This is a genomic window from Kitasatospora sp. NPDC085879 (assembly GCF_040686255.1).
GTDB lineage: Bacteria > Actinomycetota > Actinomycetes > Streptomycetales > Streptomycetaceae > Kitasatospora.
This window is the reverse complement of sequence record NZ_JBFBJZ010000031.1, coordinates 90,297-106,328: the sequence shown is the minus strand read 5'-3', so window position 1 is coordinate 106,328 and position 16,032 is coordinate 90,297. Positions and strand designations below refer to the sequence as shown.

At 75.7% G+C, this 16,032-nt stretch carries 15 protein-coding genes and 1 pseudogene; 10 read left to right on the top strand and 6 right to left on the bottom strand.

The genetic code is table 11. The annotated features are described in order from the left end of the window. Positions 1 to 140: 140 nt before the first annotated feature. Positions 141 to 725: a DUF305 domain-containing protein gene (locus AB0P35_RS23595; RefSeq protein WP_363513802.1), complete on the top strand. Its 585-nt coding sequence runs from the start codon at positions 141 to 143 to the stop codon at positions 723 to 725. A gap of 21 nt (positions 726 to 746) precedes the next feature. Here AB0P35_RS23595 and AB0P35_RS23590 read toward each other — a convergent pair whose 3' ends face one another. From AB0P35_RS23590 to AB0P35_RS23570, 5 genes and pseudogenes are all read right to left on the bottom strand, one after another. Then, complete coding sequence (locus AB0P35_RS23590) at positions 747 to 1,457, bottom strand: class I SAM-dependent methyltransferase (RefSeq protein ID WP_363513826.1); 711 nt, start codon at positions 1,455 to 1,457, stop codon at positions 747 to 749. After that, positions 1,446 to 2,351, bottom strand: a pseudogene (locus tag AB0P35_RS23585) (2-dehydropantoate 2-reductase); the annotation flags it as partial. The pseudogene AB0P35_RS23585 and the gene AB0P35_RS23590, both read right to left, overlap by 12 nt. Before the next feature lie 75 nt (positions 2,352 to 2,426). Then, on the bottom strand, positions 2,427 to 2,867 hold the full coding sequence (locus tag AB0P35_RS23580; RefSeq protein ID WP_363513799.1) for a RidA family protein: 441 nt from the start codon (positions 2,865 to 2,867) through the stop codon (positions 2,427 to 2,429). Positions 2,868 to 2,947: 80 nt separating this feature from the next. Beyond that, the gene (locus AB0P35_RS23575; RefSeq protein WP_363513796.1) at positions 2,948 to 3,847 is read right to left on the bottom strand and encodes an aldo/keto reductase; all 900 of its coding nucleotides are present in this window, start codon (positions 3,845 to 3,847) and stop codon (positions 2,948 to 2,950) included. Positions 3,848 to 4,037: 190 nt separating this feature from the next. Next, a complete protein-coding gene (locus tag AB0P35_RS23570) occupies positions 4,038 to 4,745 on the bottom strand; it encodes a TetR/AcrR family transcriptional regulator (RefSeq protein WP_363513793.1) in 708 nt (235 codons plus the stop codon). A gap of 176 nt (positions 4,746 to 4,921) precedes the next feature. Here AB0P35_RS23570 and AB0P35_RS23565 point away from each other — a divergent pair, with 176 nt between their 5' ends. The 6 genes from AB0P35_RS23565 (at position 4,922) to AB0P35_RS23540 (ending at position 12,427) form a co-directional block, all read left to right on the top strand. Further along, on the top strand, positions 4,922 to 5,884 hold the full coding sequence (locus tag AB0P35_RS23565) for an NAD-dependent epimerase/dehydratase family protein (RefSeq protein ID WP_363513790.1): 963 nt from the start codon (positions 4,922 to 4,924) through the stop codon (positions 5,882 to 5,884). A 160-nt stretch (positions 5,885 to 6,044) separates the two neighbouring features. Then, positions 6,045 to 7,988 (top strand): protein kinase, encoded by a 1,944-nt coding sequence (locus AB0P35_RS23560; RefSeq protein WP_363513787.1) that lies wholly within the window; start codon positions 6,045 to 6,047, stop codon positions 7,986 to 7,988. 35 nt (positions 7,989 to 8,023) lie between these two features. Next, a complete protein-coding gene (locus tag AB0P35_RS23555; RefSeq protein WP_363513784.1) occupies positions 8,024 to 8,614 on the top strand; it encodes a DUF1349 domain-containing protein in 591 nt (196 codons plus the stop codon). Between the two features lie 137 nt (positions 8,615 to 8,751). Next, positions 8,752 to 9,960, top strand: coding sequence for a PP2C family protein-serine/threonine phosphatase (locus AB0P35_RS23550; protein WP_363513781.1), 1,209 nt, complete (start codon positions 8,752 to 8,754; stop codon positions 9,958 to 9,960). Between the two features lie 156 nt (positions 9,961 to 10,116). Beyond that, the gene (locus AB0P35_RS23545) at positions 10,117 to 10,902 is read left to right on the top strand and encodes a serine/threonine protein kinase (protein ID WP_363513778.1); all 786 of its coding nucleotides are present in this window, start codon (positions 10,117 to 10,119) and stop codon (positions 10,900 to 10,902) included. A 7-nt stretch (positions 10,903 to 10,909) separates the two neighbouring features. After that, positions 10,910 to 12,427 carry a protein kinase gene (locus AB0P35_RS23540; RefSeq protein WP_363513775.1) on the top strand — a complete coding sequence of 506 codons (1,518 nt, stop codon included), beginning with the start codon at positions 10,910 to 10,912 and terminating at the stop codon, positions 12,425 to 12,427. Between the two features lie 30 nt (positions 12,428 to 12,457). Here the strand turns inward: AB0P35_RS23540 and AB0P35_RS23535 are convergent, their stop codons facing one another. Then, positions 12,458 to 12,829 carry a hypothetical protein gene (locus AB0P35_RS23535; RefSeq protein ID WP_095875944.1) on the bottom strand — a complete coding sequence of 124 codons (372 nt, stop codon included), beginning with the start codon at positions 12,827 to 12,829 and terminating at the stop codon, positions 12,458 to 12,460. Positions 12,830 to 13,048: 219 nt separating this feature from the next. On the opposite strand from AB0P35_RS23535, the gene AB0P35_RS23530 reads away from it, so the two are divergent. The 3 genes from AB0P35_RS23530 (at position 13,049) to AB0P35_RS23520 (ending at position 15,990) form a co-directional block, all read left to right on the top strand. Then, on the top strand, positions 13,049 to 14,092 hold the full coding sequence (locus AB0P35_RS23530) for an SPFH domain-containing protein (RefSeq protein WP_363513772.1): 1,044 nt from the start codon (positions 13,049 to 13,051) through the stop codon (positions 14,090 to 14,092). Then, the gene (locus AB0P35_RS23525) at positions 14,089 to 14,988 is read left to right on the top strand and encodes a hypothetical protein (RefSeq protein WP_363513769.1); all 900 of its coding nucleotides are present in this window, start codon (positions 14,089 to 14,091) and stop codon (positions 14,986 to 14,988) included. The genes AB0P35_RS23530 and AB0P35_RS23525 overlap by 4 nt, the downstream gene beginning before the upstream one ends. 180 nt (positions 14,989 to 15,168) lie before the next feature. Beyond that, a complete protein-coding gene (locus AB0P35_RS23520) occupies positions 15,169 to 15,990 on the top strand; it encodes an SDR family oxidoreductase (RefSeq protein WP_363513766.1) in 822 nt (273 codons plus the stop codon). Positions 15,991 to 16,032 lie beyond the last annotated feature (42 nt).

The window sequence follows — 16,032 nt, the reverse complement described above, 5'->3', positions numbered from 1 at the left end:
GGTGGCCGGCGGTGTCTGTGTTCTCTACCGCCCCGTTGTTGCTGGGGCCCCCTCGCTCCCGGACTTCTCGGCCGGGGCTCCTTGGGGGGCCGGCGGGGGCGCCCCCCCCCCCCCCGCTCCACCCCCTCCAGGAGGAACCGATGAGACGAGCCTTCGCCGGCGCAGCGGTCGCCGCGCTCGCGCTCTGCGGTGCACTCGCGGCGGTCGCCGGGCCGTCCGAGCGGCCCCCCGTGGCGGCCTCCACTACGGCCTCCAATGCGGCCTCTGCTCCGGCACCGTCCGCGGCGCCGTTCAACCCGACCGACGCGGCCTGGCTGCAACTGCTGGCCCCGATGACCGAACAGAACATCCGGCTGGCCGAGCTGACCGCGAACCGGGCCACCGCCCCCGACCTGCGGGCGCTGGCCGCGGAGATCGCCGGCAGCCACCGCGGCGAACTCGCCCGCCTGCACGAGCTGACCCGGCTCGGCGGCGTCACCGGCGACAATCCGCACACCGGCCACGACATGCCCGGTTTCACCACCGCCACCGAGTACGCCGAGGCCGAACGGGCCGGCGGAACGGACTTCGACCGCCTCGCCGTCCAGCACCTGCGCGAGTACCTCGACCAGTCCGTCCGCCTCGCCGACTCCGAGTCCGCCGCCGGCAGCGCACCCGCGGCCCGTCGGCTCGCCGCCGACCTGCGTCGCGCCCGCGCCGCCGAACTGGCCCGCCTCGGCCCGTGACCGGGCCGGGCGGGCCGGCGGTCAGCCGGTCACCGAGTCCTCCTCGGGCGGGGTGCGGCGGGCCAGCAGATAGCCGCGCCGGGTCGGCGCCTCCTGCGGGTGGCTCGTCCGCTCCACCTGCGCCTCGACGGTGAAGCCGGCCTCCCGCAGGGCCTCGACGACCGTCCCCACGGCGTAGAAGTGGAAGTCGACGTCGACCTCGTGGCCCCACCACTCGGTCAGGTGCCGGACCTCCTCGCCGAGGTGGAAAGCGACGAGAAGCTGCCCGGACGGCCTCAGCACACGCCGCATCTCCTCGAACGCGCCGCGTAGTTCGGACGGTTCCAGGTGGATGACCGAGTAGAGCGCCACGGCCGCGGCGAACTCCCCGTCCGCGGCCGGAAGGTGCCGCAGGTCGCCCTCGCGGAACTCCGACCGGGGATGCTCCCGCCGGGCGGCGGCGACCATGCCGGGGGAGAGGTCGATGCCGACCGCGGCGACGCCCCGGCCCGCCAGCCAGGCCGTCACATGGCCCGGGCCGCACCCCAGGTCGGCGACCGGCGCGCCGGCACCGACCTCCTCCACCAGCGCGGCGAGCAGCGCCCGGTCCAGCGGCTTGTACGCCAGCTCGCCCCCGATCCGCCTGCGGTACTCCTCGGCGACGGTGTCGTAGCTGCGCCGCACCCGGTCCCCGTCCCGGCCTCGGTCCTCCGCCCCGGTCGAAGCGCCCGGATCCGTGCCGAGTTCGGCCATCAGCCGGCGCGTCAGCGGCACCTCGATGCCGTGCCGCTCGGCCGCGCGCAGCACCGCGCCGCCGATGGCGTCCAGCTCCAACGGGCGACCCGCCTCCGCGTCGCGCTGCATGGACGACCTGCTGTCGGCCGGGAAGGCGTCGTAGCGGCCGAGGACCTCGTCGACCTCCGCCCGCCCGCCGCAGGCCCGGCCGACCGCCACCGTCTCCGCGACGAGGGCGGTCAACTCCTCGAGCCGCTCGGACCGGACGGCGCCGACGGGCAGCCGGTGGCGGGTGGTGAGCAGCGCGAAGGGGGCGAGGAAGGCCAACTTGCCCCACAGCACGGCGTTCTCGTCCGGCAGGACACGGGTGGCCACGCCGGCGCCGCCGAGCAGCTCGGCGAGCGGAGCGAGCCGCTCCTCGGGGCCCGCCAGGTCGATCTCGGTGAACGGGCTGCCGTGCTCGACGGTGCCCGGCGCAGTCCGGGTCGACTCGACCCGGACCACGGCCGGGACCACGCGGTCCCGCCCGTAGCGCGCCCGCAGCGTCTCCGTGTGCTCGACACCGTTGAGCAGCGGCAGCACGGCTCCGTGGCCGAGCGCCGCCGCCGGGACGCGGTCGAGGGCGGCGTCGAGCGCGGTGCTCTTGACCGCGACCACGCACAGGTCGACCGGCTCGCGCAGTTCGGTGTCGGCCTCGACCGCCGCCGTGAAGGAGCCGAACTGCCTGCTGCGGACCCGGATTCCGTCCCGGCGCAGCGCTCCCGCCGTCTCCTCGCGGGCGATGCAGACGACGCGGTGCCCCGCGCGGGAGAGCAGCGCGGCGAGCAGGCCGCCGACCCCTCCCGCGCCGAGCACGGCGACGGTCGAACGGGACGGGATCGATCCGACGGCGAACTGTCCGGATGTGGACATGGGTGTGGGTTCCTCTCAGCTTGCGGGTCGGCACCCGGCACGGGTTGCCGCCCTGGGCCCGGCGCGATCATCCGCTCAGGCGGAGGCCGCGTCAATCCTCGCGAGGGCGTCGATCTCGACGCGGAACGACGGGTGGACAAGTCCGGCCACCTGCACCAGCGAACAGGCCGGCGGGCGCTCGGGGTCCAGGTACTCGTCGCGGATCCGCCGGAAGTCGGCGAGGTCGGCCAGATCCGTCAGAAAGACCGTCAGCTTCGCCACGTCGGACAGCCCGGCCCCGGCCGCGCGGAGGGCGGTCGCCAGGTTCTCGAACACCTGCCGGATCTGCGCGGCGGGATCGGACGCGCCGACGACACGCCCCTCCGCATCCACCGGAACCTGCCCCGACACCGCCACCATCGCCCCGCCGAACACCACCGCGTGGCTGTAGCCGTTGACGGGCGGGCTGCCCTCGGGACGGACGAAGTGCTCCATGCGATCTCCCTGTTCCACATCAGTGTGCGCGGTCGTCATCATCGTTCGCCGCACCCGCCGGTGCCGCGGTTTTCTGCGGCAGACCTTCGTGGCCGCGTCCGTGCGGCGGCTCGGACGGGCCGTCACCGGTCCGGGGCGCCGAGTGCCCGCATCTCCCGGGCGGTGAGGCGGAGGGCGCCGGCGGCGATGTTCTGCTCCAGGTGGTCGGGGTCGCCGGTGCCGGGGATCGCCAGGACGTGCGGGCCCTGCTGGAGGGTCCACGCCAGCCGGACCTGGGCCGGGGACGCGTCGTGCGCCCGGGCGACGGCCAGGAGCCGCTCGCTCTGCGGTCCGGCCGCGGCGGCGCCCTGCTCCCGCCCGGCCCCGGCGATCGCGAAGTAGGGCACGAAGGCGATGCCCTGCTCGGCGCAGAGCCCGAGGAGGTCGTCGTGCGGCCGCCCGTCGACGTCGAACCGGTTCTGCACGGCCACCACCGGAGCGATGGCCTGCGCCTCGGCCAGGTGCGCGGCGGTGGCGTTGGAGATGCCCAGCTGCCGGATCAGACCGGCCTCGCGGAGCTCGGCCAGGGCGCCGAAGTGCTCGGCGACCGACTCCTCGCGCATCCTGCGCAGGTACACCAGGTCGAGGTGGTCGCGGCCGAGTTGGCGCAGGTTCTCCTCCACCTGGCCGCGCAGTTGATCGGGGGTGGCGGCATACCAGGTGCCGGAGGCGTCGCGGCCCGGACCGACCTTGGTGGCGACGACCAGGTGGTCGGGGTAGGGCGACAGGGCGGTGGCGATCAGCTCGTTGGCGGAGCGCAGCCGGGAGAAGTAGAAGGATGCGGTGTCGATGTGGTCGACGCCGAGCTCGACGGCGCGCCGCAGGACCCGGATCGACCTGCCGCGCTCGCTCGGTGTGCCCTCGTCGAAGGCGGCGCTGCCGGTGAGCCGCATCGCGCCGAGGCCGACCCGGTTGACCGTCAGGTCGCCGAGTCTCCAGGTGCCTGCCGCTGCCGCGTCGACCGTCGTGGCACGGTTGTTCACGTACTGCCCCTCTTCTCCGCGCTGACGGACCGCCAAGTCTCCGGAGGTCCGATCGTTCCTGTGCGGAGAGCATCATGCGGGGTCGGTCCGTGCGGTGGAAAGGGCGGCGGGCCTGGGGAAATGTCACAGCCGGACCGGGAACGCGGCGCGGCCCGCGGCCGTTGGACGAGGTGCCGGACGACGCTGCCGATCAGGCCAACGCGAAGCTGTCCGCGAGGAGTTCGGTCTGCGCGGTGAGCAGGGTCTCGCCGGTGTGGCCCATGCCGGTGTAGTGGCCGGAGATCTCCAGGCCGATGGTGCCGTGCAGGGTGCTCCAGGCGAGCACGGTGCCGGTCAGGGCGGTGGCGGCGGCCTCGGGGCCGGCGGGGGCGCCCGCGTGCACCCAGGCGGCGACTGCCTCGTCCCGGGCCAGCCAGGCCCGTATCTGGGCGACCACGGGCGCGGTCGCGGGGGCCGGGGTGCCGGTGGCGAAGACCGGCAGGAACGGGGCGAGCACGGCCCGGGCGCTGGCCAGGGTCTCCGGCGGGGCCGTGTAGCCGGGGGTGGGCGTGCCCTGGACGAGCTGGTAGCGGTGCGGTTCGCCGACGGCCCAGTCGCGGTAGGCGGTGGCCAGGGCGTGCAGGCGGGCGCGCGGCCCGGTGCCCGGGTCGGGGGCTGCGGCGACGGCTGCGGCGGCGTCCGCGTAGGCGTCGTCGATGAGGGCGCCGAGCAGGTCGTCCCGGCTGGCGAAGTAGCGGTAGAGCGCGGGGCCGGACATGCCCAGCTCCTTGGCGATCTTCACCAGGGCGAGTGCGGCGGTGCCGCCCTCGGCGAGCTGCCGCAGTGCGGCGTCCTTGATCTCGGCGCGGGTCTGCTCGCGGTAGCGGGCGCGCGGTCCGGTGGTGCGGGCCTCTGCCATGTCGGCCGCCTCCTCTGCTCATCCGGTTACGGATCGTCACTGTAGCAACAGGTCATCACGCCGGTCGTCGTCCAGCGCTTGCTACTGCCACTCGCAACAGTTACAGTCTCTAACGGAAGCGAGAGCAACTCGCATCGGAAGCGGTCCGCAACGGCGGGCCGAGGAGAGGGGACGTCATGAACGCTCAGGACCAGCAGCTGCACGTGGTGCTCGGCGCCGGCCCGGCCGGTACGGCTCTCGCGGCCGAGCTCGCCGCCCGCGGCCACGCCGTCCGGCTGGTGGACCGCGCGGGGCAGGGCCCGGCGCCGGCGGGCGTCGAGCGCCGCGCCGGGGACGTCTCCACCGCGGCGGGCGCGCTGGCCGCGATCGAGGGCGCCGCCGTCGTCCACCACTGCGTCAACGTCGGCTACCACCTGCAGGTCGAGCTGATGCCGCTGATCCAGCAGGCCGTGCTCGGCGCGGTCGAGACGACCGGTGCCCGCCTGGTGGTGCTGGACACCCTGTACCCGTACGGCCCGACCGGCGGCGCCCCGATGACCGAGCGCACGCCGTGGAACGCCGTCAGCCGCAAGGGCCGGATGCGGGCCGCCCTCGACGAGGCCTACCTGACCGCGCACCGCGAGGGCCGGGCCCGGGTGGTGCTCGGCCGGTCGGCGGACTTCGTCGGCCCCGGCGTGCTCAACTCCACCCTCGGCGGCGCGGTCTTCGTGGCCGCGCTCACCGGCGGCGAGGCGCTGGCCCTGGGCGACATCGACCTGCCGCACAGCCACACCGACATCCGGGACGTCGCCGCCGGCCTCGCCACCCTCGGCGAGCACGCGGACGCCGACGGCCGGGTCTGGCACCTGCCGACCCCGCAGGCCCGGACGCCCCGCGAGATCCACGCCATGATCGAGGAACGGACCGGCCGCCCGCTGGACGTCGTCGTGCTCGACACCCCGCGGCCCTTCGGCCCCTTCGACGAGGTCTTCATGGCGGAGTACGCCGAGATGTTCTACCAGCACACCGAGGCCCAGGTGATGGACTCCGGGGACTTCCAGCGGGCCTTCGGGGTCACCCCGGTCCCGCTGGAGCGGACCCTCGACGAGACCCTCGACTGGTACCGCGGGCTGCTCGCCGGCTCCGCCCCGCGCCCCTGAGCGGCCGGTGCCGCTCCGCCCCGCCTACGGCCGCAAGGACGGTTCGTCCAGATCCGGTCCGGAGGGCCCGCCGGACACCCCCGGTGGGCCCCGGCCGCGCGGCCCGATCGTGATCTCCCGGCGGCACGGACAGTCCGTCCCGCCCCCTACGATGACGGGCATGAACACTGGGGGGCCGGAGACGCGGCTCATCGACGGCCGCTTCGAACTGATGCAACGCCTCGGCGGCGGAGGCATGGGCCTGGTCTGGCGCGCCCGCGACAACGCCCTGCATCGGGAGGTCGCGCTCAAGGAGGTCCGCCCGCCGGACCCGGCGATGGCCGCCGCCGACCCCGTCGCCGCCCAGGAGCTGCGCGAGCGCGTGCTGCGCGAGGCCCGCGCCCTCGCCCGCCTCCAGCACCCCAACGTGGTGATCATCCACCACATCGTCGACACCCCGGACCAGCCGCACCCCTGGCTGGTGATGGAGCTGGTCAGCGGCGGCAGCCTCGCCGACCGGCTCGCCCAGGGCCCGCTCACCGTGCCCGAGGCGGCCAGGCTCGGCCGCGGCGTCCTCGCCGCCCTGCGCGCCGCGCACGCCGCCGGCATCCAGCACCGCGACGTCAAGCCCGGCAACGTGCTGCTGCGCGGCGACGGCACCCCCGTCCTCACCGACTTCGGCATCGCCGCCATGCAGGACGCGACCGCGCTCACCGCCACCGGCTCGCTGATCGGCTCGCCCGAGTACATCGCCCCCGAGCGGATCCGCGGCGGCAGCGGCGACGCCTCCTCCGACCTCTGGTCGCTCGGCATGATGCTGTACGTCGCGATCGAGGGTCACCACCCGCTGCGCCGCACCACCACCCTGGCGACCCTGGCCGCCGTGCTCGACGAGCCGCTGCCGCCGCCGGTGCGCGGCGCCCAGCTCGGCCCGCTGCTCGGCGCCCTGCTCTCCCGTGACCCGGCCCTGCGGCCGGACGCGGAGATGCTCGACCGCCTGCTGGCCGCGGCCGAGCAGGGCGAGCCGGCCGCCGGGCCCACGGCCTGGGCGCCGACGGTCAAGGAGACCTTCAAGCAGCCCGGCCCGCCGGAGTCCCCGTCCGGCCCGAACGCGCAGCCCGGCCCGTACGGCGCCCCGGCGGGCTACGGCGGCGTCCCGGTCACCCCGGGGGCCTTCGGCGCGCCGCCCGCCGGGTACGGGTACCCCCAGCCCCCGACCGGGCCGACCGGAGGCTACGGCCACCCCCAGCAGCCCGTCGGCGGGTACGGCTTCCCGCAGTCGCAGACCGGCCCGAACGGCGGCTACGGCCTGCCGCAGGCACAGACCGGCCCGAACGGCGGCTACGGCCTGCCGCAGGCACAGACCGGGCCGATCGGCGGCTACGGTCAGACGCCGTCCTCGACCGGCCCGACCGGCGCCTGGACGCCGCAGACCGGCCACCCGGGCACCCCGGTCCGCCCCGGCGGGCGGAGCCGTGCCGTGTTGCTCAGCGTGTCCGTGGCCGGTGCCGCGCTGGCCGGCGCGCTGGCCTGGAACGCCCTGCCGGACGGCAAGGACGGCGGCACGGGCACCAACGCGGTCAGCACCGGAGGCAGCACCACCGGCTCGACCGCCACCGGGGCCACCGGCACCGGCTCCCCGGCGGCCACCGCCAGCAAGGCCGGCGGCAAGACCGCCGCGGCGCCCAAGGACCTGCTCACCGCGGACGGCGTCAAGGCCGTGGCCGAGGCGGTCAAGTCGGCGGCCGGCACGACCCAGATCAACGAACTCGTGGTCTACCCCGAGTACGCGGTCGCCGAGACCCCGAAGTCGGACAACCCCAAGCTCTACGACCGGATCGACTACCGGAACGGCCGGACGAGCAAGGCGGCGGGCGGCACCGTCATCGGCGACGACAAGCCGGTCGACCTCAACGTCTTCAACTGGGACGTCATCCCGGGCCTGCTGCAGAAGGCGCAGCAGACCCTGAACGTGTCCAACCCCAAGAGCCGCTACCTGATCATCGGTCCGGACATGTTCGACGGGTCGCCGACCATCCGGGTCTACCTCTCCGACGACTACGGCAGCGGCTACCTCTCCGCCGACACCAAGGGCGAGGTCATCAAGTCCTACCCGCACGAGTAGTCCGCCGCGGCAACGCAGCGACCCCGAGGAGAGGCATGGACACCCCGCACCCGGTCGACAGCCCCGATGCGTTCTGGCTCAACCCGCCCGCGTCGGCCGTCCCCGACGGCGACGCCCTGGTCGTCACCACCCGCGAGCGCAGCGACTTCTGGCGCACCACCGGGTACGGCTTCGTCCGGGACGACGGCCACGCCCTGCTCGCCCCGCTGCCGGAGGGGACCGCGGTGGAGGTCACCTTCCTCGCCGCCTTCGACGCCCTGTACGACCAGGCGGGAGTCATGGTCCGGGTCGACGAGGCCACCTGGACGAAGGCCGGCATCGAGATGTCGGACGGCGTCGCCCACCTCGGCGCCGTGGTCACCCGCGGCGTCTCCGACTGGTCGCTGGCGCCCGTCCCGGACTGGCACGGCCGGCACGTCACCGTCCGGGCCAGCCGCAGCGGCGACGCCCTGACCGTCCGGGCCCGCTGCGAGGACGGCCCCTGGCGCCTCGTCCGCTACGCGCCGCTCGCCCCGGACGCGCCCGCCCGCGCCGGGCTGTACTGCTGCTCCCCGGAGCGCGCGGGCCTGCAGGTCCGCTTCACCGGCTTCGCCTTCGGCCCCGCCGACACCGCCCTGCACCTCTGACGGCTCCGGCCCGACCGGCGGCCCGACCGGCGGCCCGATGGCGGCCCGGGGGCCGTCCGCGGTCGGGTCGCCCCGGCGGCGGAGCGGTGGTTCGATGCACGGGCGGGGGTGGAGTGGAGCCGTCCGAGGTGAAGGCGGTGACGGCCGTGGACGAGGCCGGGTTCGGCCGGGTGATCGGCGTGTTTCTGGAGGCGTCGCACGACCTGGGGCCGCGCGACATCGCCGGCCTGGTCGACGACACCGCCCGCGCGCTGGGGCTGACCGGCGCCGCGGTGTTCCTCGCCGACGTCCAGCAGGTGCGGCTGATGCCGCTGCCGGACGACCGGCCGCACGGCGCCGGCACCGACGAGGAGGGCATCGCCGTCGAGGGCACCCTGGCGGGCTGGGCGTACCGGACGATGTCGCCGCGGGAGTCGTCCGCCGACGGTCGGGTGGAGCTGTGGCTGCCGCTGGTCGACGGGGTGGAGCGGATCGGTGTGCTGCGGGTGGGTGCGAAGGCGTCCGGCCCGGCCGTGCTGGAGCGCAGCCGCACCCTGGCCTCGCTGACCGCGCTGGTGGTGGTCTCGAAGTCGGCGTTCAGTGACGTCATGGCCGAGGCCGTCCGGAGCCGGCCGATGACCCTGCAGGCCGAGCTGGCCTGGGCGTTCATGCCGCCGCGGACGCTGGGCACCCGCAACGTCACCTCCGCCGCCGCACTGGAGCCGGCCTACGAGGTCGGCGGTGACGCCTTCGACCACAGCCTGCTCCGGGACCGGCTGCACCTGACGGTGGTCGACGCGATGGGGCACGACCTGGCGGCGGGCGGTGCGTCAGCGGTGGCGGTGGCGGGCTGCCGAGCCACCCGCAGGGCCGGCGGCGGGCTGGCGGAGATCGCCGAGACGGTGGACGAGGCCCTGGCCCGCTGGATCCCGGACCGGCTGCTCACCGCGGTCTTCGCCGAGCTGGACACCGCCACCGGCCGGCTCAGCTGGGTGAACCTCGGCCACCCGCCGCCGCTGCTGATCCGCCGCGGGCACGTGGTGCCCGGGGCGCTGGAACGCCCCGCGCAGCTCCCGCTGGGCCTCGGCGAGGGCTATCCGCGCCGGCCGGTCACCGTGCACCAGGAACAGCTGGAGCCGGGAGACCGCGTCCTCGTGCACACCGACGGGGTCACCGAGGCGCGGTCGGCGGACGGCGACCTGTTCGGCGAGGAGCGGCTGGTCGACCTGGTGGTCCGCTCCACCGCGGCCGGCGAGCCCTCGCCGGAGGCGCTGCGGCGGCTGGTCCTCGCCCTCCTCGACCACCAGGACCACCGGCTGCAGGACGACGCCACCATCATGCTGGCCGAGTGGCATCCGCGCTCCTGACCGGAACGGCGGCGCCGGCGGCCGGCGAACGTACGCAACGGCCGAAGCATCGCACACGCAGGATGCCTTTTCTGGAACACTGAGTGATGCGGCGGGCACGCGCGGTGCGGCTCCGGGGGCTTCGCCGTGCCGTGCGCAGGCCGCCGAGGGGGCGTGATGGACACCGTGATCGTGCAGCTGCCGGACACCGGCGGCGGCCCGGCCGAGCCGCGGCTGCTGCGGATGGGCCCGGACGACAGCGCGGACTTCGGCCGCGGCGCGCCGGGCCGCCCGGTCGCGATCCCGCTGCCCGACCAGGGTGTCTCCCGGCGCGCCGGCGAGCTCACCGCCGCGTCCGACTACTGGCGGCTGTCGAACTTCAGCCGCTCGGCGACCTACGTGGTGGAGAACCTGGAGGGCGCGGGGGAGCACCTCAAGGTGGCGCCGGGGCGGCTCGGGGCGCCGGTGCCGTTCGAGTTCTCCCGGGTGGTGCTGCCCTCGCTCGGCGGCGGCTGCCACTTCAAGGTGTTCGCACCCCAGCACGCCTACCTGGACCGGGCGGTGGGCGGGCCGCCCGGCGAGCACACCGTCAGCCCCTTCGCGCTGGACGCGACCGCGAAGTACTTCCTCGTCCTGGTGGCGCTCTGCGAGCCGCGGCTGCGCGGCACCTCCGCGGCCGTGCCGGGGGTCGGCGACGTGGTGGAGCGGCTGCGCACCGGGCCGGGCGATCCCGGGCCGACCCGGTCCGCCGTCAACTACCACATCGACTACCTGGCGGAGACCAAGCTCCGGCTGCGGACGGACGGCCGCGACGGCGGGCCGGCCGGTCCGGGCGCCGGGGCGGGCCCGCTGCGCAAACGCGAGGAACTGGTCGGTCTGGCGCTCCGCTTCGACCTGGTGCGCGAGGAGCACCTGGCCCTGCTGCCGCCGCGCCGGGCACGGCGCCCGGCGGGCACCGGGTGAGCGGGCGGTGAGCACCGGATTCCCGGCGGACCTGCCGCCCGAGGTGCCGCCGGGCTACCGGGTGGCCGGCCACCGGATCACCGGGCCGATCGGGGCGGGCGGTTGGGGCGCGGTCTACGCGGCGGAGCGGCGGCGGGACGGGGCGCCGGCCGCGGTGAAGGTCCTGCCGGCCGCCCGACTGGCGCCGGGCCAGCGCCGGCAGGCCGCCGAACTGGCCCGGCGGGAGGCCGAGTTCAGCACCCGCGCGGAACACCCGCGGCTGATCCGGACGTTCGCCGCCGCGGTGCTGCGCGATCCGGTCCGGCCGGGTCTGGACGGTGCCGTGGTGCTGGTGATGGAACGGGCGGAGCGGAGCCTGGCCGACCTGTTGGCGGACGGTCCCGGGCCGGCGGCGCCCGCGGCGGCGCGGCTGCTCGCCGAGGTGTCCGAGGGGCTGGCGCACATGCACGCGCACGGCTGGGTGCACGGCGACCTCAAGCCCGCGAACGTCCTGCTGATGGCGGACGGTTCGGTGCGGCTGGCGGACTTCGGCCTCACCGCCGAACTGGAGGGCACCCACGCCTACGTGCCGCCGCTCGGCTCGCTCGACCACGTGCCGCCGGAGTGGTGGTCCGAGCGGAGCGGAGTGCGCGGCGTGGCGCTGCGGCCGAGCTCGGACGTCTGGGCGTTCGGCGTGCTGGCGCACCAGCTGTTCGCCGCCGGCGCGCACCCCTTCCCCGGGGCGACCGCGCGGGCCAGGGCGCTGGCGGCGCAGTCGTACACCCGCGGCCGGGAGCGGTTGCGGCTGGACGAGCGGGTGCCGGGGGAGTGGCGGACGCTGATCGCGGACTGCCTGGCCGCCGACCGGGCGGAGCGCCCGGCGGACGGCTCGGCCCTGGCCGCCCGGTTGCCGCGGGCGGTGCCGGTGGGGCCGCGCCGCCGCCGGGCCGTGCTGACGGCCGTCGCCGCAGTGGTGCTCGCGGCCGGTGCGGCGGCGGTCGCCGTGCTGCCCGGAGCGCCGGGCGGCACGGCCGCGCCCGACCGCCCCCGTGCCGCCCCGGTGAGCAGCCCGGCCGGGTCGCTGCCCGGCGCGATCCCGCCGGACGCCGATGTGCCCGCGGCACTGCGCGAGCCGATCGCCCGGGCCGCCCGGCGCTGCCCGGAGCCCGAGGTGACCCCGGTGCTGCTCGCCGCGATGCTGAAGGCGGAGAGCGGGTTCGACCCGGCCGCCGCCAGGCCGGACACCGGGGAGTACGGCATCGCGATGTGGACGCCGGCGGTGTTCAACGCCTGGGCGCAGGACGGCGACATGGACGGCCGCAAGGACTACATGTCGCCGCCGGACGCGATCATCTCGATGGGGTCGTACGTCTGCTGGCTGGCCCAGCAGTTCAAGCGCCGCGGGCTGACGGACGACCTGCCGGGGCTGCTGGCGGCGGGCTACCGCACCAGCGACAAGACGGTCGCGGAGGCCCGCGGCGTGCCCGAGCGGGTCCGGCCGCACGTGGCGAAGGTCGAGCGGTACCTCGCCGAGTACAGCCGGTGAACCCGCCCGGGCCGCCGGGGTGACGGAGGGTCAGCAGTTGGGCAGGCCGGGCACCGGCTGGTCGTTGTCACCGCCGGACAGGTAGACGACGTTCACCCAGACGCCCTTGTTGCCGCTGTCGTCGTCGGTCTTGGCCCACCAGTGGTTGCGGTACGGGCCGTCGACGACCTCGCTGCCGACGGCCTGGCAGTAGAAGTAGTTGGTGCCCGCGTTGAGGGTGCCGGCGCGGACGTTGCCGGCGAAGTAGGACGGCGCGGTCTTCCACACGTTGCAGTTGTACTTGCCGCCGCCGATGCCGTAGCAGCCGCTCGCGGCCTCGGCGGAGACCGGGACGAGGCCCGTCAGGGCGAGGCCGACGGCGGCCGCGGCTCCGGCGAGGGCGAGCTTGCGCACAGCGAACATGGAACGCTCCTTGCGTCAGGGGAGAGGGACTCGACCGGTGCGGCGGCCCGGTGGCCGCCGCCCGTCTGACTCCAGGAAACCCGAGCCCCGGCCTGCCCGGTACCTGACATCTGTCAGGGCGTCAGGGCTGCCCGGAATCTCCTTCTCGTCGTATTGACGACAATCACCCGTCCGGGTTATCGTCATATCGACGAAAACAATCCGAGGGGGACAACCGCCATGGCCGACATCACCAGGCGCTTCGGCTTCCGCCACCTGCGCGCCGCGCCCACCGCCCACATCCGCCACCTGCGCGGCGGCAGGACCGTCCACGACGGCACCGGCCTCGCCTTCTGGTTCCGCCCGCTCACCGCGGCCATCTCCGAAGTGCCCGCCGACGACCGCGAACTGGCCATGCTCTTCCACACCAGGACGGCCGACTTCCAGGACCTCACCGTCCAGGCCACCGTCACCTACCGCATCACCGACCCCGCCCTCGCCGCAGCCCGCCTCGACTTCGGCATCGACCCGGACACCGGCGCCTGGCGCGCCGAACCGCTCGAACAACTCGGCACCCTGCTCACCGAGACCGCCCAGCAGCACGCTCTCGAACTCGTCGCCCGCACCCCGCTCTCCGCCGCCCTCGCCGACGGCGTCACCGCCGTCCGCCGCCGCATCGCCGACGGCCTCGCCGGCGAGGCCCGGCTCGCCGAGATCGGCCTCGCCGTGATCGCCGTCCGCGTCACCGCGCTGCGCCCGGAGGCCGAGACCGAGCGCGCCCTGCGCACCCCCGCCCGCGAGCAGGTCCAGCAGGAGGCCGACCGGGCCACCTTCGAGCGGCGCGCCCTCGCCGTCGAACGCGAAAGCGCCATCGCCGAGAACGAGATGGCCAACCGGATCGAACTCGCCCGCCGCGAGGAGGAACTGGTCGCCCAGGAGGGCGCCAACGCCCGCCGCCGCGCCGAGCAGGACGCCGAGGCGGACGCCGTCCGCGCCGAGTCCGAATCGGTCCGCCGCACCCGGCTCGCCGCCGCCGAGGCCGAGGCCGACCGCCTCACCGCCGCCGCCAGGGCCGAGGGCGAACGCGCACTCGGCGAGGCCAAGGCCGCCACCGAGCAGGCCTGGCTCGCCGCCCACCAGCAGGCCGGCCCCGAGGTGCTGCGCGCCCTCGCGGTGATCCGCCTCGCCGAGCACCTTCCGCGGATCGACAGCGTCACGCTGACCCCGGACGTCCTCACCGGCCTGCTCAGCCGCCTCGGAGCGGGCGACGGCGGTGCCCGATGACCCTGGCCCCACGCGTCGTCCTCGTCCACCGCCGCACCGAGTACGAGGAACTGCTCGCCCGGCACGGCTCCCGCGGCCAGGCCGCGTTCTTCCTCGGCACCCGCGGCCGCTCCCTCGACGAGGCCCAGGAGCGCCACGACCGCACCCACACGGCACTCGCCGCCGTCGCCGGCGCCATCCCCGGCGACTGGCGGCGCACCCGGGTCGAACGCGCCGACCTCGACCGCTTCCTGTTCTCCCCGGAGGACCTGGTGGTCGTCGTCGGCCAGGACGGCCTGGTCGCCAACGCCGCCAAGTACCTGGCCGGGCAGCCCGTCGTCGGCATCGACACCGACCCCGGCCGCAACCCCGGCGTCCTCGTCCGGCACCGGCCCGCCGACGCCGCCCGCCTGCTCCGCGCCGCCGCCGGCCCGGGCGCCGACGCGCTCCTGGAGGAGCGCACCATGGTCGAGGCGGTCGCCGACGACACCCAGCGCCTGCTCGCCCTGAACGAGGTCTACCTCGGCCAGAGCGGCCACCAGACCGCCCGCTACCGGCTCACCGCCCCGCACGGCGAGGCCGAGGCCCAGGCCTCCTCCGGCATCCTGGTCGGCACCGGCACCGGCGCCACCGGCTGGTGCCGCTCCGCCTGGCTCGAGCGCCGCTCCACGCTGCGCCTGCCCGAGCCGACCGGCCCGGCCGTCGCCTGGTTCGTCCGCGAGGCCTGGCCCTCCCCGGCCACCGGCACCGACCACGTCCAGGGCCTGCTCGCCGCCGGCCAGCGGCTGGAGATCGTCGTCGAGTCCGACCGCCTGGTCGTCTTCGGCGACGGCGTCGAGTCCGACGCCCTCCACCTCGGCTGGGGCCAGCGCCTGACGGTCGGCGTCGCCGCCGAACGCCTCCGCCTGTTCGCCTGACACACGGGCGCCGGGTACCCCTCCGGGGGGACGGGCGTGCGGCAGACCTGCGGTGCGCTCCCGCGAGCCCCCGGGCTACTCCGCGCGACGGGCCGCGCCCGGCGCGTCCCGGTGCACCGCTCTGCCACAGTGGCGGGGGCTCGCTCGGCAGCCCGCCCTCGAACGGGAAGGCGGTACTCCATGGCACGTCGCTGGCTGGTCACCGGATGCTCCTCGGGCCTCGGCCTGGCCCTCGCCACGGCCGTGGCCGAGGCGGGCGACCTCGTCCTGGCCACCGCCCGCAAGCCGGACACCCTCGCCGGGCTCGCCGCCCGCCACCCCGACCGGGTGCTCACCGCGGCGCTCGACATCCGCGACCCCGGCCAGTGCGAATCCGCCGTCGCCACCGCCGTCGACCGCTTCGGCGGCCTGGACGTCCTCGTCAACAACGCCGGCAGCGGACTGTTCGGCACCGTCGAGGAGGCCTCCGACGAGGAACTCCGCGACCAGCTGGAACTCCTCGTCGTCGCCCCCTGGCGACTGGCCCGGCTCGCCCTCCCGGTGATGCGCGCCCAGCGCGCCGGCCACATCGTCAACGTGTCCTCGCTGGCCGGCCGGATGGCCTTCCCCGGCCTCGCCGCCTACGTCGCCGGCAAGTACGCCCTCGAAGGGATGACCCAGGCCCTCGCCGCCGAGGCCGGACCACTCGGCATCCGGGTCACCGCCGTCGAACCCGGCGGCTTCGCCACCGGCTACGGCGACGCGATCACGCGGACCGCCACCCGCCTGCCCGCCTACGCCGCGACCACCGACCCGATGCGTGACGGCATGCACGCCATGCGCGACAACCCGGAACTCGGCCGCCCCGAGGACTTCGCCTGGCAGGTCCTGCGGCTGGTCGCCGCCGAGTCCACCCCGCTGCGCCTGCCGGTGGGCGTCGACGCCTTCGCCCACCTCGCCGCCGTCGAGGAGGCGGGCCGAGCCGAACTCGCGGCCGCCCGCGCCTTCGTCCTCGGCGAGTAGCCCACCGACCGGGCCTCCGCACACGTCCGGCGGCCGCCCCCC